Here is a 19,621-nt window from a genome sequence, read left to right on the forward strand (position 1 = left end):
CTCTATACGTACGCTGGCTGTCGCTTAAGCGCCGGCATAGGAATGCAAGCCCGCGATAACCAGGTTGACCCCGATGAGGGTGAAGAGGACGACGAGGAAGCCGATGACGGCGAGCCACGCCGAACGCGTCCCCTGCCAGCCGCGAGAGAGACGCAGATGCAGATAGGCGCTGTAGAAGAGCCAGGTGATAAGCGCCCAGACTTCCTTCGGATCCCATCCCCAGAAGCGGGACCAAGCGATCTGCGCCCAGATCATCGCGAAGATGAGCGCCCCGAGCGTGAAGATCGGGAAGCCGATCGCGATGGCGCGGTAGCTAATCTCGTCCAGATCCTCCGGATCGATGTCGCCCAGATACGGATGAATGCGGGCGGCCAGCGGCTTGCGGGAGATCAGGCGAAGCACCGCGTACAGGATCAAGCCGGAGAGGACCGACCAGATGACCGTGTTGAGCTTGCGTCCCGCGTTGACGCCGTTCATCCAGGAAGGCGCTTCGAACAGAGGCTCCTTCATGCCGAGGAAGGCGTCCATCGAGAGCTTTTCGCTATTATAAGGTTTGACGATCGGAGGCAGTCCGTATTCGACGGTCTGCACTTTGGAGTGTTCGACGCCCTGCTGGTCGATCGACACCGACTCTTGCTGGAACTTGGCTTCGTAGCCGCCCGCGCGGAAGCCGAACACCGCCACGAGGAAGCCGACGATGATGACCATGAAGAAGAGGACGAACTCCGTCCACCGCTGCTCGCGGCGTCCCTTCTTGTCCGTGCGGGAGAAGTCCACGACGCGCAGCAGCTGAACGAGCGCCGCCGCGAACCCGACCGCGAAGAACGCTTCCCCCGTCGCCGCCGTCGTGACGTGAATTTTCAGCCAGTAGTTGTTCAGGGCAGGAATCAGCGGCTGGACTTCCGAAGGGAAAACGGAAGCATAAGCGACGATGATGACCACGAGCGGGAGCGCGAAGGCGCCCAGCAAGTTGTTCTTGTAGATGAGATGAACGATAATGAACGCGAACATGATTGCCATGGCCAGGAAGGTCATGAACTCGTACATATTGCTGGTCGGGATGTGCCCGCCGCCTGCCCAGCGGGTGAAGAAGAAGGTTAGATGCGCGGCCCAGCCGAGAATGGCGGTCGCGAAGGCGATCCGGCCCCAGCGGCGGTTGTGGGCTTCGGGATCGCGATTGCTCCAGCGCTTGCCGCCGATCGCTACCGCATAGAAGATAAACGCGGCACAATAAAGAAAGAACGCGATTATAAACGCCGTGCTGCTAATGTCCAACCAATTCAACTTGAACTCCTCCTGTTATCCAGCGTCTTCGGCTCTACGGCGACGCCGCATTTGCCCAGCGCCGATGCCACTTCGCTGCGAATGCCGTACGTGTTCTTGTTCGTATGCGCGCCGAGCGAGAGCCGACCGTCGTCGATACGCAGCCAGATCCGGCGATGCTGCCAGTAGAAGCCCATGACGAGGCCGATCATCGAGATGGTCGCCCCGACCCAAACGTAAGGCATGGCCCGGTCTACGCGCACATTCAGGTAAGTCGTGTACTGCGAGAAGCTGACGTTCTCCATCTTGCCTACCTGGAACGAGAAGCGCCCCGTATTGCTGCCGAGTTTCTTGAAGCTGTCGTTGATCTGCTTCTGTACGGCTTTGTCGTCGCCGCTCGGCATCGGGAAGTAGATGTACATCTCGCCCTTCTCGTTCAGGCCGGGCCCGGTGACGACGAAGACGAACGCCGGATTGTTCGGATCCCGGGTCTTCGTCATCGGTCGGCCTTGCGCGTCGAGCCCGAAGTCCGGGAAAACGGCCGACAGCGTCAGCTTGTACGGTCCCGCCTCCACGGAAGGAGGCGGATCGTTCATCGGCAGATCGAACGGGCCGTACGACTCTCCCGTCGTACTGTCCACGAGCATCGGCTTCACCTCGATCAGGCGAACCCGTTCTTCGTAGTTGTACTGATAGAGATTGAGTCCCTTGTAGGAGAGCGGCGAATTCACTTCGATGGCGTGCGCTTCGACTTCCTTCAGCTCCGGCTCGTGCAGCGGATCGTCGTTGCAATACTTCGTACACGTGTAGAGCTTGGCGTCCGTTCGGTACAGCTTCGCCCGGTTCGTGCCCTTCAGCTTGTCCGGGAGCTCTTCGTCCTTGTAGTACTCGACGGTGAACTTCTCGTTCTGGACGTAGTAGTTCGTGTTCGGAATTTGTACGGTCTGATGCTCGTCGACGCCGATGTACTTGTCCATATGCCAGGCCGGAACGCCGCGGCCGAGTACCGCCAAGAGGAAGATGATCAACCCGATATGATTGATATAAGGCCCCCACCGGCTGAACCGGTTCTTCTCGGCGAGCAGCGCGGTCCCGTCCGTCCACACTTTGTAACGCTTGCGCTTCAACTGCTTGCCGAATCGCTCGATCCACTCGTTCGGCTCCGCCGCGAGCTCGGAGGCGTATACGGTCTGCTGCCGGTCGATGAAGGTCTGATGCTTGCGCACCTGCTGCTTGGAGAGCGCCTTGTAGAGCGGCAGCACCCGGTCCAAGCTGCAGATCACGAGCGAGGTGCCGATCATGACGAGCAGTCCGATGAACCACCATGACTCGTAAGTCCGCGACAGCCCGAGCGCATGATAGACCGTGCCCCACGTGCCGTAAGTTTCTTTGTAGTACTTACCCGGATCGTCCAAATTAATGAACGTGCTCTCCTGTGGATAGATCGTGCCCAGCGCAGCCCCGATCAGGGTCAGTACGATGAGGTAGATCGCGATCTTCACCGAGGAGAAGAAGTTCCATATCCGGTCGATAACGGCCGGATTCGCTTTCTGAGAGCGACGGGCCGCGCCGTCGTATCTCATCTCGAGCGGACTGTCCAGCGGCAAGTCCGGGTCCAGCGGCTTTCCGCACGATTCGCACAAGACGGTGCCTACCGGGTTCTGGTGTCCGCATTCGCATTTGGTGTTCTTAATCAACCCCCGCTGCCTCCCATCACTGTCGATCGGACGCGAACAGTTTTTCGATCCGCGTGCCGATCGTCTCCTCGCTCATCGGCCCCCCGATGACGATGTCTTGAATCTTGCCGTCCGCCGTGATGAAGTACGTGGTCGGATACTCCTTGAGTCCGTATTTCTTCTCGGTCTTCTTGTTCTTGTCGAGCAGAATCGGAAAATGGACGCCGTACGCCCGAACGAAGCTGTTCACGCTGACGCGGTCTTCGCTCAGGTTGATGCCGACGAGCTGCAGCCCTTTGTCCTTCCACTTGTCGTACTGCGCCTGCAGCGCAGGCATCTCGTCCCGGCACGGCGGGCAGAACGACCCCCAGAAATTAAGCACCAGCGGTTTGCCTTGGTAGGAAGCCAAGTCGTGGACTTGTCCGTCAAGCCCGAGCAGCTCGAATTCGGGTGCGGCATTACCGGTCGTCAGAACCGTCTTAGACGTGAAAAAGGACTGGCCGATCGCGTATCCTCCAATGAGCAGGACGGCTGCCAGAATAACATATTGTATCGGTTTCCGATAACGCTTCACTGTTTCACCACCAACCGCTTTTTTACCATTATAACGAAAATACCGGGGTCAGAGACAATCGCCCCGACCTCCGGTTTGAACATTGTGTGACATAGGGGTACTATGTACGGGGTCCCGCCTGCTCGGCCGCGTCGCGCAGCATTTGCACCTCTTGGGCGCTCAGCTTGCGGTACTTCCCGCGCTGGAGATTGTCGAGCGTCAATCCCGCGAACGACACCCGCTTCAAGCGGATGACGGGGTGATGGATCGCCTCGAACATCCGGCGTACCTGACGGTTGCGTCCTTCGCGGATCGTGATCGCGATCGTCGCCTGCTTGCCCTCCGGATCGACGTCGTGGTACTCGACCTCGGCCGGGGCGGTCATGCCGTCTTCCAGCTTGATGCCCTTCTGCAGCTTCTCGAGGGCGGCGCCGTGGGGCACCTTCTCGACGGTCGCATGATACGTCTTCGGCACGTGATGGCGGGGATGCGTCAGCAGATGCGCGAGATCGCCGTCGTTGGTCAGCAGCAGCAGCCCTTCCGTATCGTAGTCCAGCCGTCCGACCGGATAGACGCGCTCCTTGACGTCCTTCAGGTAGTCGGTCACGACGCTGCGTCCCTTTTCGTCGTGCACGCTCGTAATGACGCCCTTCGGCTTATTGAATAACAGGTACAATTTGCTCTCGGTTCGAATCCGTTTGCCGTTCACCGCGATGACGTCCTTCGTCGGGTCGGCTTTGACGCCGAGCTCCTTCACGACTTCGTCGTTCACGGTCACTTTGCCGCTCGCGATCAGTTCTTCGCATTTGCGCCGCGAAGCGACGCCGGCATTGGCGAGTATTTTCTGCAATCGTTCCACTGGTCGTTCACCTCACCCCTCATCATACTCTGTTGGCAGGGTTTTCACAACATTCGGCCGGGGCAAACCGCTGGCGGAGAGGCTAAGGCCGCACGCGCCTCGCAACCTCTAGCTCTAGTTCGAGGCTTCATGCCTTCGCTCCGGAAATGCACGTTTGCTTCCGCCCACGGTTGCGCCCCCGTTCCTCTGTTCGGATGAGGCGGTGAGGACGGGGCCGCAAAGGCGGGACGTAGACTCTCCAGCAAACGTGATTTCCTCCCGCTACGGCCGCCTTCTACTGGCATTGCCTCTTGCTCGCTGCTTCGCAACCCCTAGCTCTAGTTCGAGGCTGCATGCCTGCGCTCCGGAAATGCACGTTTGCTTCCGCCCGCGGTTGCGCCCCCGTTCCTCTGTTCGGATGAGGCGGTGAGGACGGGGCCGCAAAGGCGGGACGTAGACTCTCCAGCAAACGTGATTTCCTCCCGCTACGGCCGCCTTCTACTGGCATTGCCTCTTGCTCGCTGCTTCGCAACCCCTAGCTCTAGTTCGAGGCTGCATGCCTGCGTGCTCCGGCCGCCTCTTGCCTAGGAGACCTCTTCCGGCCAGCCTGCATCAACGCCAAACAGGATGCCTCACGCCTTACGGCCCGATGCACCCTGTTTAGGGAGCTATTGGCGGAATTGCGAAAAGCCTCTCCGCTAGAACAACAACCAACAGGCAAACACGGCCGCAAAGAAACCGACCGCGTCGGAGAAGAGGCCGACCTTGAGCGCATAACGGGCGTTGCGGATGCCGATCGCGCCGAAGTAGACGGTGAGCACGTAAAGCGTCGTATCGGTACTGCCCTGGATGGTGGAAGCGATGCGGCCGATGAAGGAATCGGGGCCATGGGCTTTGATCAGGTCGGTGGCGAAGGCGAGAGAACCCGCGCCCGTGATCGGACGAAGCAAGCCGAGGGGCAGCACGTCGCCGGGGATGCCGAGGCGCTCGAAGAGCGGCTTCACGGCAGCGACCAGCATGTCCATCGCGCCGGAAGCGCGGAACATGCTGATCGCCGTCAGCATGCCGACCAGATGCGGGATAATGCTAACGGCCGTCGAGAAGCCGTCTTTGGCGCCGTCCACGAACGTTTCGTAGACCGGCACCTTGCGAAAGGCCGCATAGAGCGGGATCAGCACGATAAACATCGGGATCGCCCAGGCGGACAAAGCGTGCAGAAAGGCGACCATCCGTCATCCCCCCTTGAACGGCATCGCGCCGGTTCCAGCCGGCGCATGCGGCAGCGATGCCGGAGGGCGGCCCGCGCGTCGGCGGTACCAGCGGTCGGCCAAGATCGCGGCGCCCGTCGAGATGGCGGTCGCGAGCAGCGTCGGCGCGATGATATCGGCCGGGTGCGCCGACCCGAAGTTCATCCGGATCGCGATCAGCGTGGTCGGCACGATGGTGATGCTCGCGGTGTTGAGCGCCAGGAGCGTGCACATGGCCGGCGTCGCGGTTCCCGGATCCGGGTTCAGCTTCTGCAGCTCCTGCATCGCGCGAATGCCCATGGGCGTGGCGGCGTTGCCGAGTCCGAGCAGGTTGGCGCTCATGTTGGACAGGATGAATCCCAGCGCGGGATGATCCTTGGGCACATCCGGAAACAGCCATCGCACGATCGGCGCGAGCAGCCTGGACAGCTTGCGGACGAGACCGGATACTTCGGCGATGCGCATCAGCCCCATCCAGAAGACGAGGATGCTGATGAGGCCGAAGCAGACGGTGACGCCGGTCTGCGCGCCGCTGAAGGCGGCTTCCGTCACTTGGTCGACCCGGCCGGTCGCAGCCGCGAAGACGACGCTGAATACGATCATGCCGAGCCAGATCCAATTGACCAAGCGAATCGCCCCTTCCCAACAGAATGATCGTGCGTCAGCCGAACGACAGGATCGAACGCAGCGAGCGGCGCAGCGCTTCGCCGAAGGTCATCCGGAGCGTGCCGTCCATCACGTCCGGCTCCGCCAAGGTTGGCGCAGCCGTATCCGGACTTGCATTCGCCACGCCGGGCTGCGGCAGCAGGAAGACGCTGCCCAGCGTCTGCTCGCCCAGCCGGAAGGTCAGCTTGCCGCGATAGCCGAGCGCGTAGTCGGTGCCGCCGCTCTTGTACGGCGTGAGCCGAATGCGCAGCTGCTCCCGCTCGCCCGCTGCGAACGGGTAACGAAAATCGGCGGACGTGCGGTAAGGGTAACCGGCTACGCCCTCATCCTGCTTGACGACCTGCTGAAGCGGATAGTTCATGAAGCCGAAGTCGAGCAACCGTTGATGATCCGCCCAGTCGTCCCCGTCGTTCAGCGTGACGGCGACCAGCTGTTGGCCGTTGCGGGTCGCGGAGCTGACCAGGCAGCGCAGCGCTTGCTTGGTGTAGCCGGTCTTGACGCCGTCCGCGCCGTCGTACATGCGCAGCATCTTATTTTTGTTGAGCCATTCGTAATCGCGGTTGGAGACGAGCTTTTCCTTGGTCTTGACGATCTCCTTGAACGTCTTGTTGTGCATGGCGTAAGCGGTCAGCTTGGCCAAGTCGTTCGCGGACGAATAATGGTCTTTGTGATCGAGACCGGACGGATTGACGAAATGACTGTTCGCGAGCCCCAGCTCTTCCGCCTTGCGGTTCATCAGGAAGGCGAATCCGTCGATCGACCCGCCGACATGCTCGGCGATCGCCGTAGCGGCGTCGTTGCCGGAGCGCAGCATCAGTCCGTACAACAAGTCTTGTAGCGGCATCTTCTCCCCGGCTTTCAGGTAGATCGACGAGCCTTCCACCTTTGCCGCGCGCGGGCTGACCTTGACGACATCCGTGAGCTTGCCGTTCTCGATCGCGACGATGGCGGTCATAATCTTCGTCAAGCTGGCGATGAGCATCCGATCGTCTCCGTGGTCGCTGTACAGCAGACGGCCGGACGTGACGTCGATCAGCGCCGTCGCTTTGGCGTGGGAGACGGGCTTGTCCGGCGCCGCATAGGCCGTCCCGCCCGGCCGGACCATCGAGGCCCAGAGGACGGCGATCGATGCGATGCATAGAAGCCCGATGCGGCGGGCATGCCAATCCGTAGCGTTCAATCGTATTCCTCCTTGCTTGGCGCGCCTCGGCGCTTGCTACCATAGTATGCGGGCGTGTCCCAAAATATGATGAGCGGCGCTCGATCCGCCAATGGCCTGCGAATTCGCCTTCTTTAATTAACCCCGCTTTTTCCAACCTTTATCGAATCCCGCAAAAAAGCCGGCCTTCCGGCCGGCGCTCTGCCGTCAGTGCGAGGAACCGTGCGTTTTCGACACGTTGGCCGACAGCGTGGAGGACTCCGTCTCGTCCATCCGGTTCGGCCGCTGAATCATGGATTGAATCTTGTCCACCCAATGCGGCGCCGCGTCGATCAGCCGCTCGAACAGATGCGTTTGGTTATCGAGCGGCACGACCTTAACGCCCTGCGATCCGACGACCAGGAATGCGATCGGACTGATCGAGACGCCGCCGCCGCTGCCGCCGCCGAACGGCAGCTGCACGCTGGCGTTCTGGTTATCCGAACCGCCGTTTTGCTGCTGCTCCTCCATCATGCCTTGGAATTCGCTGCCGCCTGCCGCAAATCCGAATCCCACTTTGGAGATCGGCATAATAACGCTGCCGTCCGGCGTCTGAACCGGCTCGCCGACGATCGTGTTGACGTCGACCATTTCCTTGATATTTTCCATTGCCGTCTGCATCAAGCCTTGAATCGGGTGCTCGGACATCGGTTTGGCCTCCTGTTCTTTCGCGCGTGACATAAGGAATATTGATTTGCATCCTTTAGCTTGCCCAGCGGCGACTTGAGTATGTACTCCGCGCGCATGGACGATCCCGTTCGTTCATGCTTGTTCCGGCGGCGACATCCAACTTCGCCATGCCCGCAGCGCTTGACGGAAATGGGAAGTGCGCCCGCCCAGCCGAAGCACCGACAACACGGCCGTCCCGACCCGGATCCGGAAGTCCGCTTCCCAGACGACCGCGAATTCGGTCGTCTTGAAGTTCGGCGACACGGAGCCGTGGGGATGCGTCCTTAGCTTCAGGAAGTGTCCGGTCAAGCCTATTGCCGTCCCGATTACCGTCCAGAACAAGCCTGCGGCCACGCCGGTCAGCGCCGCGTCTCCCGTCCCGATCCGCACGTCGAGCCGCCATCTCGTGCATTCGACCTTGCGCATGAACGACAGCGCCAAAGTCTTGAAGTCTCGCGTCGACCGCAGCAAGATCCGCACGGCTCGCCTTTTGCGCCGGATCGTATCTAGGCCGATCTTCCGCTTAGCCTCCTGTTGCCCTTGCGAGGCGCCCGCCGTCTGCTGCGACTGCCGCTCCTTATAGACAATGTTCATGCCGCGAAGCGTGATGGACGGAATCTCCTTCTGGATCCGCACCAAGCCGAACAAGCCCCGCACGACGACCGCCAGCTGATCCCTTTCGCCGCTGCGCGAATAGCGCACGCGGACGCGCACGTGAGACAGGCATGCCGCGACGGCGAAGACAGCGACGATACAGACCATCGCTCCCCCAATCCAAAAAGCCATACTACTCCCGCCTTTCGCCTGGGAGTAGTATGGCCTTCTCGCTTCGCTTCATTCTGTTGGCTGCGCTTCAGTTCGTTTCCATGACCCGGTCCAGATCGTCCATCGACAGCTGACGCCCCTCGATCCGCTCGAAGAGCATCCGCGTCCGCTCTTCCATCTCGTCGTCCTCTTCCGACACGATCGGATCGGGCAGCTGCCCGATGTCCGCGAGGCCGAAGTAATCGAGGAAGGACTTGGTCGTGCCGTACAGGATCGGTCGTCCGATCTGTTCCGCGCGGCCGACTTCCTCGATGAGGTCCTTGGCCACTAGCGTATGGATCGCGCGGTCGGACTTCACGCCCCGAATCTCCTCGATGTCGATCCGCGTGATCGGCTGCCGATAGGCCACGATCGAGAGCGTCTCGAGCGCCGCTTGGGACAGCGAAGACCGGGCGGGCGAATAAGCGAGCTTCTCGAAATAAGGCGCATGTTCGGGCACGGTCGTCAGCCGGAATCCGCCGGCGACCTCCGCGATGCGGATGCCGCGGCCGTCGCGGACGAGATCGCTCTTCAAGTCGCGCAGCACGTCAAGCACGACGTCCGCGTCCATGCCGACGACTTCGGCGATCGTCTTGCCGTTCAAGCCCTCGTCGCCGGCGACGAACAGCAGCCCTTCAAGTACCGACTTCAATGTCGAATAATCCATCGTCATCGGCCTCCCTTCCCGTCCAGGTCAATACGATCTCGTCAAACAACTGGTTCTGATGGCAGGTGACCCAACGCCGCTTCATTAACTCCAGGACGGCGAGGAATGTCGCGACGATGTCGTTGCGGTCCATGACGTCTCCGACGATCTGGGAGAACAGCACCTTCGGCTCGCCGAAGGCCGCTTTCTCCTTCAGCACGGCCATGATCTCGCGAATGCGGTCCTTGACGGAGATCTCGTCGCGCTGGATGGCGGCGATCCGATTGCGGCCGGCGACACGGCGGAGCGCCTTGCGGAAGGCGCGCACGAGATCGTCTACGTGTAGCCCTTCGACCGGATTCTGCTCCTCGTTCGTCGCGAACGGCGCCAGATCCGACGGCTCGCGCGTGAACACCTGGCTCCGCTCGAATTCGTGCTCGCGCAGCTGGCTAGCGATCGCTTTGTATTTGCGGTATTCGATCAGCTTGCGGATGAGCTCCTCCCGCGGATCGATGCCGTCGTCCTCGCCCTCCGTCAGCCAAGGCTCGTCCGTCACCGGCGGCTTCGGCAGCAGCTGCCGGCTCTTCATGGAGAGCAGCGTGGCCGCCATGACGAGGAATTCGCTCGTGACGTCCAGCTCCAGCTCCTGCAGCGCGTCCAGATACGCGATATATTGGTCCGTGATGTCGCTGATCGAGATGTCCTGGATGTCGATCTCCGCTTTGTCGATCAGATGGAGAAGCAAGTCCAGCGGCCCCTCGAAAGTCTCCAGCTTGTACAGCACCGTTGCCCCGATGATCGTTCACCCTTTCCCCGCTCCGACTCGCCGTCCGGCCAGGAACCGTCGCGGTCCCCTCGCCGGTATTCGTTCGGCGTTCGCGTCAGCCCTTCAGCGCGCGGGTCAGGTTCGCCATCTCGATCGCGGACGCCGCGGCTTCCCAGCCTTTGTTGCCGGCTTTGGTGCCCGCGCGTTCGATCGCCTGCTCGATGCTGTCGACCGTCAGCACGCCGAAGATCGTCGGCACGCCCGTCTTCAGACCGACGGCGGCGACGCCCTTGGCGGCTTCGTTGCAGACATAGTCGAAGTGCGGCGTGGAGCCGCGGATCACCGCGCCGAGCGTAATGACCGCGTCGTACTTGCCGCTCTCGGCCATCTTCTGCGCGATCAGCGGAATCTCGAAGGCGCCGGGCACCCAAGCGATCTCGACTTCATCGTCTTCCGCGCCGTGGCGCTTGAAGGCGTCGAGCGCGCCGCTCAGCAGCTTGGAGCTGATGAATTCGTTGAACCGGCCGACGACGACCCCGTACTTCAAACCTTGCGATACTAAATTCCCCTCATATACGAACGCCATATCGTTCATCCTCTCTCCGGCACTGCGCCTTGTTGTTCGTCCTGCTCGACATCGCCCGACACACGGCCCTGTCTCTGCGAATCCTCGGCGAACGTGAGCAGATGGCCCAGTTTCGCCTTCTTCGTGCGCAAGTATCGTTTGTTGTCTTCCTTCTCGCTCATCTGAATCGGTACGCGCTCGACCACTTCAAGGCCGTAGCCCTGCAAGCCTTTGATTTTGCGCGGATTGTTGGTGAGCAGCCGTATTTGGCGCACGCCGAGATCGCGCAGGATCTGCGCTCCGATGCCGTAATCCCGGAGATCCGGAGCGAATCCCAATTGGATATTCGCTTCGACGGTGTCCAATCCCTGCTCTTGCAGCTTGTAGGCCCGTAGTTTGTTGATGAGGCCGATGCCCCGGCCTTCCTGCCGCATATACAATAAAACACCGCTGCCCGCTTCGTCAATCTGTCTCAGCGCAGCTTCGAGCTGCGGACCGCAGTCGCAGCGCTGCGAGTGGAAGACATCGCCCGTCAGGCATTCGGAGTGGACGCGGACGAGCACCGGCTTCGAGCTGTCGATGGTGCCCTTGACGAAGGCGACGTGCTCCTTCCCGTCCACTTCGTTCGTATAGGCGACCGCCTCGAACGTCCCGAAGTCCGTCGGCATCCGGACGGCGACTTCGCGCTGGACGAGCTTCTCCTGCGCATTGCGGTAGCGGATCAGGTCCTGGATCGTGATTAACTTCAAGCCGTGCTGCGCCGCGAATTCCGTCAAGTCGGGCAGGCGGGCCATCGTGCCGTCTTCCTTGATCACTTCGCAGATGACGGCCGCGGGAGTGGACCCGCTGAGACGCGCCAGGTCGACTGCGGCTTCGGTGTGTCCGGACCGGCGCAGGACGCCGCCCGGCTTCGCAATCAACGGGAACATGTGACCGGGTCTGCGGAAGTCGGCGCCGCCGGCTTGCGGATCGATCAGCCCCTTGACCGTCATCGAACGCTCGTGCGCGGAGATGCCGGTCGTCGTCGACACGTGATCGACCGACACGGTGAACGCCGTACCGTGATAATCCGTATTGTGACTGACCATCGGCGGCAGGTCAAGCTGTTCCGCGCGTTCCGGCGTGATCGGCACGCACACGAGGCCGCGGGCTTCGGTGATCATGAAGTTGATCACCTCGGGCGTCGCCTTCTCCGCCAAGACGATCAGATCGCCCTCGTTCTCGCGGTCCTCGTCGTCCACGACGAGGATCATCTTGCCTTGCTTCAGGTCGGCGATCGCTTCTTCAATCGTATCGAACCGAATCTCTTCCATCTATGACGCCTCCCTCGATTAGAATCCGTATTCGCGCAAAGCCGCCTCGGTCAAGCCGCCGCCGCGTCCGGCCGGCGCCGCTTGCGCTTGCCGCTGGCTTAAGAGATGATCGACGTATTTGCCCAGGATATCGCACTCCACGTTGATCGTATCGCCCGGCTGCTTGGCTTGGAGCGCCGTCTCGCGCAGCGTGTGCGGAATGATCGAGACCGTCAGCGCGCCTGCGGAGCCGTCCACGCTGACGACGGTCAAGCTGATGCCGTCCAGCGTGATCGAGCCTTGCGGCACGACGTGGCGGAGCAGCTCCCGGCGATGCGGCTTCGCCGTGAAGACGACGGCGTTCGCATCCTTGCGCCGGGACGCGATGACGGCCGTGCCGTCCACGTGCCCTTGGACGATATGCCCGCCGTAGCGTCCGCCCGCGAGCATCGCCCGCTCCAGGTTGACGGCTTCGCCGGGCTTCAGCTCCTGAAGATTCGTATGCCGGTAAGTCTCCGGCATCACGTCGGCGGCGAACGTGCCGCCGTCAGCAGATACGACCGTCAGGCAGACGCCGTTGACGGCGATGCTGTCGCCCAGCTTCACGTCTTCCAGCACCTTGGACGCGGCGATCGTGAGGATCATCGCCTCCCCTCGGCGCTGCATTCGCCGGAGCACGCCGACTTCCTCAATGAGACCCGTGAACATCGGCTTCCCCTCCAGCTTCCCTTGTAATGTCTGCAGCATACGACTCTCCTTCCGGCGGATAGGCCGTGACGCACCAATCGTCGCCGTAGCGTTCAATCCCCGCGATCCGGAGGCCGATCGCGTCGCCCATCGCTTCGGGGCCCCGAAGGGAGAAGGCCGATGGGGCTTCGTCTCCCGCAATCTTGGCGGCGTAGAAGAGCATGATCTTGTCGGCGAGGCCGGCTTCGAGGAGCGCGCCGTTCAGGACGCCGCCGCCTTCGACGAGCGCGGAGCCGATGCCCCGATCGCCCAGGGCGGCCAGCCCTGCCCGCAGGTCGACGCGCGCCCCATCCCCGCAGGGGATGACCTCGGCGCCTAGCGCCCGCAGCGCGGCTGCCTTCGCCGGGTCGGCCCGTCGCGTCGCGAGGACGATCGTCGGCGCCGCGCCGTTCAGCACGCGGGCGTCCGGCGGCAGTCGCAGCGCCGAATCGACGATGACGCGCACCGGGTGCAGTCCCGGCACCGACAGGCGGGTCGTCAGCTCCGGATCGTCGGCCAGCACCGTTCCGATGCCGACCATGATCGCGTCGTGCCGATGACGCAGCGTATGAACCGCTTCACGCGCCTCCGGACCCGTGATCCACTTGCTGTGCCCGGTCCGCGTGGCGATGCGGCCGTCGAGCGTCACTGCGGTCTTGATCGTGACGAACGGGCGCCCGGTGACGATGAACCGGTTGAACGCCTCGTTCAACGCCCGGGATTCCTGGCCGAGCAGTCCGACTTCCACTTCGATCCCCTGCGCGCGCAGCCGCTCGACGCCGCTTCCCGCGACCAGCGGATTCGGGTCGGTCGTCGCGACGACGACCCGCGCGACGCCCTCGGCGATGAGCAGGTCGCAGCAGGGCGGCGTGCGGCCGTGATGGCTGCAAGGCTCCAGCGTGACGTACGCCGTTGCGCCCCGCGCTTCGGCCCCCGCCATCCGGATCGCATGCACTTCGGCATGCGCCTCGCCCCGCCGCAGGTGCGCGCCGATGCCGACGATGCGGCCGTCCCGGACGACGACGCAGCCGACCATCGGGTTGACGCCCGTCTGACCGGCCGCCCCAGCGGCCGCGTTCAAGGCCAGCCGCATGTAGAATTCATCGTTCAGCACTTCCATTCGGCTCGCCTCCTCTCTCCGGCAAAACACAATAAAACCCCGGGGTCTCATGCTCCCCGGGGTCGATGCACAGCGTGAAACAGAACTGTAGCGCACGTCTGACGCGCACAAGGCGAACGCAAAGAAGACGACACGGCGGTCGACGGCTTGGTTGTTGTTGTGAAAAAAAGAACAAACAGGCTCGCCTATCGCCGCGCACGCGCGACGTTCCCTCTCCTTGCTGCACGAAAGACGCGGCTAGAGCCGCGCTGCGCTTCCTTCTCCCATCCAGACTGTTACTGTCGGTCCCGGATTTGCACCGGGTCCACCGCCTCGCGCCACCGGCTGACCGGAAGTGCGACGACGGGTCACGGACTGACGGCTATGCCGCCCGTTGGCGGAACGCCGATCACCGCCGGTGGGGAATTGCGCCCCGCCCCGAAGGTAAGCTGCTGATTCGTTACGCTTCAAGCTAGACGCTGACGCCTACCTGAATCGTTGAGTGAAAGTTTACCACCACGCTTTGCAAATTGCAAGCAAATTCAGACTTGCGCGGTCGGATTAGCTATCGCTAGTCCTCTCCGGCTTGGTCGCCGATTCCACGCGAACTAGATAAAAGTTGGATGACCAAAAAACCTCGGAGCCCGCGCGCATAGCGGGATCCGAGGTTCCGACGAAGGCATTGCGCCTCCCGTATTCGATTAGGCTTGTTCGGTGACTTCGATCTTGTCGAACTTGTCGCCGCCGCGGAACGCGTCGACGTGCTCCATCCCGGACACGACTTTGCCGAAGACGGTATGAACGCCGTCCAGGTGCGGCTGAGGCGCGTAGACGATGTAGAACTGGCTGCCGCCCGTGTTCGGTCCCCGGTGCGCCATCGCGAGGGCGCCGCGCTCGTGCTTGTTCGGGTTGATCTCGCAGTCGATCTCGTAACCCGGTCCGCCGGTGCCGTTGCCGTTCGGGCAGCCGCCTTGGGCGACGAAGCCCGGAACGACGCGGTGGAAGGTCAAGTTGTCGTAGAAGCCGGAATTCGCCAGCTTCTCGAAGTTCGCCACCGTATTCGGAGCGTCTTTGTCGAAGAGCTCGATGACGACTTCTTTGCCGTCCGCGAGTTTGATTGTCGCTTGTTTGGACATGAGATAAACCCTCCTTCATTAGAACTCGTCTTATCATACTACATTTTCGCGCAAATGGAAAAGCCGCCCGGCTGCTTGTCCAGCCGGACGGCTGCCCCGAAGGCTGCCTTAGTGTACGCCGATTACTTGGCGACGGCTTGCTTGCGGAGGCGCTCCGGAATGACATCGTTGCCGACGATATTCTCGAACGATTCGCGCGCCACGACCAGGTCGGCCTGGCCGTCCTTGACGAAGACGACGGCCGGACGGCGGATGCGGTTGTAGTTGCTCGCCATCGCGTAGTTGTAGGCGCCCGTGCAGAAGACGGCCAGCAGATCGCCCGTCTCTACCGGCGGCAGATTCAGATCCCAGATGAGCATGTCGCCGCTCTCGCAGCATTTGCCGGCGACGGAGACGATCTCCTTGGCGGCGTCGTTCGCGCGGTTCGCGAGCACGGCTTCGTACTTGGACTCGTACAGCGCCGGACGCGGGTTGTCGGTCATGCCGCCGTCGACGGCGATGTACTTGCGCACGCCCGGGATATCCTTGCTCGTCCCGATCGTATACAGCGTCGTGCCGGCGTCGCCGACGATGCTGCGGCCCGGCTCGACCCAGATCTCGGGCAGCGGGTAATCGGCGGACGTGAACGAAGCGATGATCGCTTCGGTGATCGCTTTGACATAAGTGCCGACAGGCAGCGGCGAGTCGCCCTCGACGTAGCGGATGCCGAAGCCGCCGCCCAGGTTGATGACGGAGAACGTCTTATCCAGCTTGGCGCGGATCTCGATGGAGAACGCGGCGACCTTCTCGACGGCCATGCGGAAGCCTTCGACTTCGAAGATCTGGGAGCCGATATGGGAGTGCACGCCGAGCAGCTTCAGTTGCGGCTGCTTCAACGCTTCTTCGACGGCGCGGAAAGCCGTCCCGTTGCTGATGTCGAAGCCGAACTTCGAGTCTTGCTGGCCGGTCGAGATGTAGTCGTGCGTATGCGCTTCGACACCCGGCGTGACGCGGAGCAGGACGTTCACCGTCTTGCCGTGCTCGGCGGCGATGGCGTTCAGCAGGTGCAGCTCGACGAAGTTGTCGACCACGAAGCAGCCGATGTTCGCCTGGAGCGCCATCTCGATCTCTTCCGGCGTCTTGTTGTTGCCGTGGAAGTGAATGCGCTCGGCCGGGAAGCCGGCTTGGAGCGCGGTATACAGTTCGCCGTCGGAGACGACGTCGAGGCTCATGCCTTCCTCTTCGGCGACGCGGCACATGGCCATGACGCAGAAAGCCTTCGAAGCGTAAGCGACTTGGAACTTCAGTCCCGTCTCGCGGAACGCCTCCACGTATTCTCGGGCGCGCTGGCGCACGAGCGCCTCGTCTACGATATAGAGCGGCGTGCCGAAGTTGCGGGCCAGATCCGTGACGTCGCAGCCTCCGATCTCGAGATGTCCTTGGTCGTTAATGCGGCTTGTTCCATGCAAATACATATGCGATTCCCCTTTGGTCATGATTCGGATGCGCGCGGGCGAGCAGCCCGGTTCCGGGATACGCAGGCGATTCGGACAAGCTCGCGCGATGCGCGTTCGTCAGAATCGTCTACGGTAAAAACGTGTCGCCGCTTGGAAAGACGGCATAGGCGTTTTTACTTGGATTATCCTGAGTATAGCCGATATCCGCCGCGGGGGAAATGGAGGATTCGCCAAAACATTTGCATTCTCTGGCGCAGCCCGCCTACACCGGTTGCTTGTTGTTCTGCTTCGTCCGGTTCAGGGACGGACGTCTCAGGTTGCGCGGTAGCGGACGTCGGAAAATGACGTTTAGCATCGCCGGGCCGTTGAATGGCAGAAACGGCCACAGATATGGCGCGTTGTACGAACGCACGAACGCCATGGAGATGAAAATGGCCGTGGCGCACACGACGAAGCCTTGCATCTGGAAGAGAAACGTCGCTAGCAGCAGCGCGAGCCGCACGATCCGGTTCGCCAGTCCGAGCTCGTAGCTGGGCGTGGCGAACATGCCGATCGCCGCCACCGCCATGTAGAGGATGACTTCGTTGATGAACAGCCCGGTCTTGACCGCGATGTCCCCGATCAAGATCGCCGAGACGAGCGACATGGCCGTGACGAGCGGAGACGGCGTATGCACCGCCGCCAGACGCATCAGGTCAACCCCGATCTCCACCATCAGGAACTGGAGGATGAGCGGCAGATCGCCCGTCTTCTCGGCGCCGAGGAACCACAGCCAGTGCGGCCGCAGATGCGGCGATTCGGCATACATGTACCAGAGCGGCAGCAGGAAAATCGAAGCCAGCACGCCGAAGAATCGGACCCATCGCAGATAGGTGCCGATGAACGGATTCTGGCGGTTCTCCTCCGCATGCTGCACGAGGTCGAAGTAAGTGGTTGGCAGCAGGATGACGCTCGGGGACGTATCGACCAGGACGGTCACGCTGCCGTTCAGCAGATGCGCGGAGACGACGTCCGGCCTTTCCGAATAGCGGACGAGCGGGAACGGGTTCCAATTCGTCTTGACCGTCATTTCTTCCAGTTGCTTGTCTCCCAGCGGGATCCCGTCGATCTTCACGGCCTTGATCTTGTCTCGAACCGCCTCGACCAGCTCCTGGTCGGCGATGTCGTTAATGTACGCGATGGCTACGTCCGTCTGCGTCCGGTCGCCCACCTTCATGATCTCGAACCGGAGATTCGGATCGCGCAGCCGGCGGCGAATGAGTCCCACGTTCGTGAGAATGCTCTCGGTGAAGCCGTCCTTGCTGCCCCGGACGACTTTCTCGAGCACGGGCTCGTCCGGATTGCGCCCCGGGTACTGCTTCGCGTCGAAGAGCAGCACCCGCGGCTCGCCGTCGACATAGAACGCCGCGTTCCCCATCAGCACGTCGTTGATCATCTCGTCGAACGATTCGCTTTTGCGGATCTGAACCGTCGGGATATAGTGCGTGAAAAAGCTCTCCAGCGCGTCGTGGCTGATGTTGCCCGGTTCGAGATACGTGAGGCGCTTCAGGATCTCGGTCAGGGAGGCGTCCTTCGACAGGCAGCTTAGAAACAGCAGCCCCGTTCGGTGTTCGCCGAACGTCATCTCGCGGACCTGCACGTCGAAGTTGGTATCGAGCCCCAAGCGATCGCGAAGCTGCTCCAGCCATCCGTCGATCTCCGGCGCGATGCGGTCGTCCGGCTTGGGTTCCGCCTTTGCTTTTTTCGACGCATCGCCCGCCGAAGCGGCCGGTTTGCCTCGCGAACGCCTTCTCGATCCCGGCTTCGTCGCTTCTTCGCCCGGTTCGACGCGCGAACGCCTCTCTTCCCCTTCCTCCGGCGATTCTCCGCTCGGATCGGCGCCCGGATGCGACGACGATTGAGGCGGGTCCGGTTCGTTCATGTCCATGCTGCCATGTTCCGACGTATTCATGCGGTCGTTCCCTCCTGTCATTTCGGTTGGAGCACGAGCCAATCCACGAGCGAGCCTACGACTTTGCCGAGCACCATGGCGATGAGCAGCGCAAAGAGGAACGGATCGAGACGCAGCCGTTTCGCCACGATGGGAATCACGTTCAGCACCTCCGTCAGCGCCGCCGCGAACATGCCGACGAAGATGCCTTGGAACAGCGAGGGGATGAGCAGCCATCCCGCGTGGAGCGGGATGACCCAGCCGAACAAGTCTGCGCAGCTCCAGTAGAGGACGCCGCAGAGCAAGGCCGACTCGAAGATGACGGACTTGCGGTAGGCGCGAGTCAGCTGTACCAGACGAGGCACCAGATCCAGCACGATGAGGAGCGCGACGAAGGCGCTGCCGACCGAGAACCCGCCGGCGAGACCGGCCATCGCCACGAGGATGCTGCCGGCGAGATCAGTCACGCCCCGCGCCCTCCGGCTGCCCGATCTTCTTGCGGTACTCTTCCGTGATGACGTACCGATTCACGTTTTCCTGGTACATGAACATCTCCACCTCGAGCGGATTCGGCTCGTCGTTCAGTCGTCGCCTGAACACCCGGTTGAAGAACAGGAGCATACCGAGGCCCAATCCGAGCGAGTACGGGATCTCGAACAGCCACGGATGCCGATCGTTCCGTCCCGTCAGCAGCTCGATGATTCTCCGCTGGACTTCCGGCATATTGACGTCGGCGTGGAAGTTCAGAATCGCCATGCCCGAACCGAAAAAGAGCAGCAGCCACGTCGCGACGAGCAGCGCCCAACGCGGCCGAATCTCGCGGCGCTCCGCCACCTCCAGCAGGACGTGCGGTTCGCCGAACGTCTCGATCGTCATCTGCGGGGCGACTTCCCGGATGCGGCGGACGACATGCAGCATATCGAACATGAGCAGGTTGCCGTCCTCCGGACGGATCCGCCATATCGGCAGCTGGGCCAGCTTCCGGGCCGCCGACGGTTCGGTTACGAGGCTGGCGACGTCGCCGAGCAGCACCGTCGACTTCGGCGCCACGACGACGCGCCGATGAAGGCGAACGTATACGACGTCCGTTGATTCCATTCGCTCCACCTCC

General features: G+C 62.0%; 20 protein-coding genes and 1 riboswitch. All 20 genes read right to left on the minus strand.

Annotated elements, in window-relative coordinates:
• Positions 1-24: 24 nt before the first annotated feature.
• The 20 genes from ccsA to H7C19_RS26320 all read right to left on the minus strand — a co-directional run bounded on the left by ccsA (position 25) and on the right by H7C19_RS26320 (position 19,608).
• Positions 25-1,284, minus strand: coding sequence for a cytochrome c biogenesis protein CcsA (ccsA, locus tag H7C19_RS26225; RefSeq protein WP_185672042.1), 1,260 nt, complete (start codon positions 1,282-1,284; stop codon positions 25-27).
• Complete coding sequence (gene resB, locus H7C19_RS26230) at positions 1,281-2,960, minus strand: cytochrome c biogenesis protein ResB (RefSeq protein WP_185672043.1); 1,680 nt, start codon at positions 2,958-2,960, stop codon at positions 1,281-1,283. The genes ccsA and resB overlap by 4 nt, the downstream gene beginning before the upstream one ends.
• Positions 2,961-2,976: 16 nt before the next feature.
• Positions 2,977-3,513: a redoxin domain-containing protein gene (locus H7C19_RS26235; RefSeq protein WP_185672044.1), complete on the minus strand. Its 537-nt coding sequence runs from the start codon at positions 3,511-3,513 to the stop codon at positions 2,977-2,979.
• Between the two features lie 100 nt (positions 3,514-3,613).
• A complete protein-coding gene (locus tag H7C19_RS26240; protein ID WP_185672045.1) occupies positions 3,614-4,351 on the minus strand; it encodes a pseudouridine synthase in 738 nt (245 codons plus the stop codon).
• Positions 4,352-5,028: 677 nt separating this feature from the next.
• A complete protein-coding gene (locus H7C19_RS26245; protein ID WP_185672046.1) occupies positions 5,029-5,559 on the minus strand; it encodes a spore maturation protein in 531 nt (176 codons plus the stop codon).
• 3 nt (positions 5,560-5,562) lie between these two features.
• Positions 5,563-6,204: a nucleoside recognition domain-containing protein gene (locus H7C19_RS26250; protein ID WP_185672047.1), complete on the minus strand. Its 642-nt coding sequence runs from the start codon at positions 6,202-6,204 to the stop codon at positions 5,563-5,565.
• 34 nt (positions 6,205-6,238) lie between these two features.
• Entirely contained in the window at positions 6,239-7,348 is a 1,110-nt protein-coding gene (locus H7C19_RS26255) for a D-alanyl-D-alanine carboxypeptidase family protein (RefSeq protein ID WP_185672093.1), read from the minus strand.
• A 261-nt stretch (positions 7,349-7,609) separates the two neighbouring features.
• Positions 7,610-8,089 (minus strand): GerW family sporulation protein, encoded by a 480-nt coding sequence (gene ytfJ, locus H7C19_RS26260; protein ID WP_185672048.1) that lies wholly within the window; start codon positions 8,087-8,089, stop codon positions 7,610-7,612.
• A gap of 114 nt (positions 8,090-8,203) precedes the next feature.
• Positions 8,204-8,896 (minus strand): DUF2953 domain-containing protein, encoded by a 693-nt coding sequence (locus H7C19_RS26265; RefSeq protein ID WP_185672049.1) that lies wholly within the window; start codon positions 8,894-8,896, stop codon positions 8,204-8,206.
• Positions 8,897-8,963: 67 nt separating this feature from the next.
• Positions 8,964-9,581, minus strand: coding sequence for an SMC-Scp complex subunit ScpB (gene scpB / locus H7C19_RS26270; protein ID WP_185672050.1), 618 nt, complete (start codon positions 9,579-9,581; stop codon positions 8,964-8,966).
• A complete protein-coding gene (locus H7C19_RS26275) occupies positions 9,550-10,344 on the minus strand; it encodes a segregation and condensation protein A (protein WP_313732005.1) in 795 nt (264 codons plus the stop codon). Before H7C19_RS26275 ends, scpB begins: the two co-directional genes overlap by 32 nt.
• A gap of 97 nt (positions 10,345-10,441) precedes the next feature.
• The gene (gene ribH, locus H7C19_RS26280; RefSeq protein WP_281384969.1) at positions 10,442-10,912 is read right to left on the minus strand and encodes a 6,7-dimethyl-8-ribityllumazine synthase; all 471 of its coding nucleotides are present in this window, start codon (positions 10,910-10,912) and stop codon (positions 10,442-10,444) included.
• 5 nt (positions 10,913-10,917) lie between these two features.
• Positions 10,918-12,204, minus strand: coding sequence for a bifunctional 3,4-dihydroxy-2-butanone-4-phosphate synthase/GTP cyclohydrolase II (locus tag H7C19_RS26285; RefSeq protein ID WP_185672052.1), 1,287 nt, complete (start codon positions 12,202-12,204; stop codon positions 10,918-10,920).
• Positions 12,205-12,222: 18 nt separating this feature from the next.
• Positions 12,223-12,891 carry a riboflavin synthase gene (gene ribE / locus H7C19_RS26290; RefSeq protein WP_185672095.1) on the minus strand — a complete coding sequence of 223 codons (669 nt, stop codon included), beginning with the start codon at positions 12,889-12,891 and terminating at the stop codon, positions 12,223-12,225.
• Complete coding sequence (gene ribD, locus H7C19_RS26295) at positions 12,872-14,029, minus strand: bifunctional diaminohydroxyphosphoribosylaminopyrimidine deaminase/5-amino-6-(5-phosphoribosylamino)uracil reductase RibD (RefSeq protein WP_185672053.1); 1,158 nt, start codon at positions 14,027-14,029, stop codon at positions 12,872-12,874. Before ribD ends, ribE begins: the two co-directional genes overlap by 20 nt.
• Before the next feature lie 251 nt (positions 14,030-14,280).
• Positions 14,281-14,458: riboswitch (FMN riboswitch) on the minus strand.
• Positions 14,459-14,709: 251 nt separating this feature from the next.
• On the minus strand, positions 14,710-15,144 hold the full coding sequence (locus H7C19_RS26300; RefSeq protein WP_185672054.1) for a peptidylprolyl isomerase: 435 nt from the start codon (positions 15,142-15,144) through the stop codon (positions 14,710-14,712).
• A 122-nt stretch (positions 15,145-15,266) separates the two neighbouring features.
• The gene (gene lysA / locus H7C19_RS26305) at positions 15,267-16,598 is read right to left on the minus strand and encodes a diaminopimelate decarboxylase (protein ID WP_185672055.1); all 1,332 of its coding nucleotides are present in this window, start codon (positions 16,596-16,598) and stop codon (positions 15,267-15,269) included.
• A gap of 244 nt (positions 16,599-16,842) precedes the next feature.
• Entirely contained in the window at positions 16,843-18,531 is a 1,689-nt protein-coding gene (locus H7C19_RS26310; protein WP_246469809.1) for a spore germination protein, read from the minus strand.
• Positions 18,532-18,548: 17 nt separating this feature from the next.
• A complete protein-coding gene (locus tag H7C19_RS26315) occupies positions 18,549-18,977 on the minus strand; it encodes a stage V sporulation protein AB (protein WP_376775442.1) in 429 nt (142 codons plus the stop codon).
• Complete coding sequence (locus H7C19_RS26320) at positions 18,970-19,608, minus strand: stage V sporulation protein AA (RefSeq protein ID WP_185672056.1); 639 nt, start codon at positions 19,606-19,608, stop codon at positions 18,970-18,972. The genes H7C19_RS26315 and H7C19_RS26320 overlap by 8 nt, the downstream gene beginning before the upstream one ends.
• Positions 19,609-19,621: the final 13 nt, after the last annotated feature.

Source organism: Cohnella nanjingensis (assembly GCF_014212125.1).
GTDB lineage: Bacteria > Bacillota > Bacilli > Paenibacillales > Paenibacillaceae > Cohnella > Cohnella nanjingensis.

Excerpts from the sequence above, each read along its gene's own strand:
- scpB (WP_185672050.1), bottom strand. The coding sequence starts at position 9,581 with ATGGATTATTCGACATTGAAGTCGGTACTTGAAGGGCTGCTGTTCGTC.
- lysA (WP_185672055.1), bottom strand. The coding sequence starts at position 16,598 with ATGTATTTGCATGGAACAAGCCGCATTAACGACCAAGGACATCTCGAG.
- ytfJ (WP_185672048.1), bottom strand. The coding sequence starts at position 8,089 with ATGTCCGAGCACCCGATTCAAGGCTTGATGCAGACGGCAATGGAAAAT.
- H7C19_RS26310 (WP_246469809.1), bottom strand. The coding sequence starts at position 18,531 with ATGAATACGTCGGAACATGGCAGCATGGACATGAACGAACCGGACCCG.
- H7C19_RS26320 (WP_185672056.1), bottom strand. The coding sequence starts at position 19,608 with ATGGAATCAACGGACGTCGTATACGTTCGCCTTCATCGGCGCGTCGTC.
- H7C19_RS26285 (WP_185672052.1), bottom strand. The coding sequence starts at position 12,204 with ATGGAAGAGATTCGGTTCGATACGATTGAAGAAGCGATCGCCGACCTG.
- H7C19_RS26255 (WP_185672093.1), bottom strand. The coding sequence starts at position 7,348 with ATGGTCCGGCCGGGCGGGACGGCCTATGCGGCGCCGGACAAGCCCGTC.
- ribD (WP_185672053.1), bottom strand. The coding sequence starts at position 14,029 with ATGGAAGTGCTGAACGATGAATTCTACATGCGGCTGGCCTTGAACGCG.
- H7C19_RS26300 (WP_185672054.1), bottom strand. The coding sequence starts at position 15,144 with ATGTCCAAACAAGCGACAATCAAACTCGCGGACGGCAAAGAAGTCGTC.
- ribE (WP_185672095.1), bottom strand. The coding sequence starts at position 12,891 with ATGTTCACGGGTCTCATTGAGGAAGTCGGCGTGCTCCGGCGAATGCAG.
- H7C19_RS26265 (WP_185672049.1), bottom strand. The coding sequence starts at position 8,896 with ATGGCTTTTTGGATTGGGGGAGCGATGGTCTGTATCGTCGCTGTCTTC.
- ribH (WP_281384969.1), bottom strand. The coding sequence starts at position 10,912 with ATGGCGTTCGTATATGAGGGGAATTTAGTATCGCAAGGTTTGAAGTAC.
- H7C19_RS26245 (WP_185672046.1), bottom strand. The coding sequence starts at position 5,559 with ATGGTCGCCTTTCTGCACGCTTTGTCCGCCTGGGCGATCCCGATGTTT.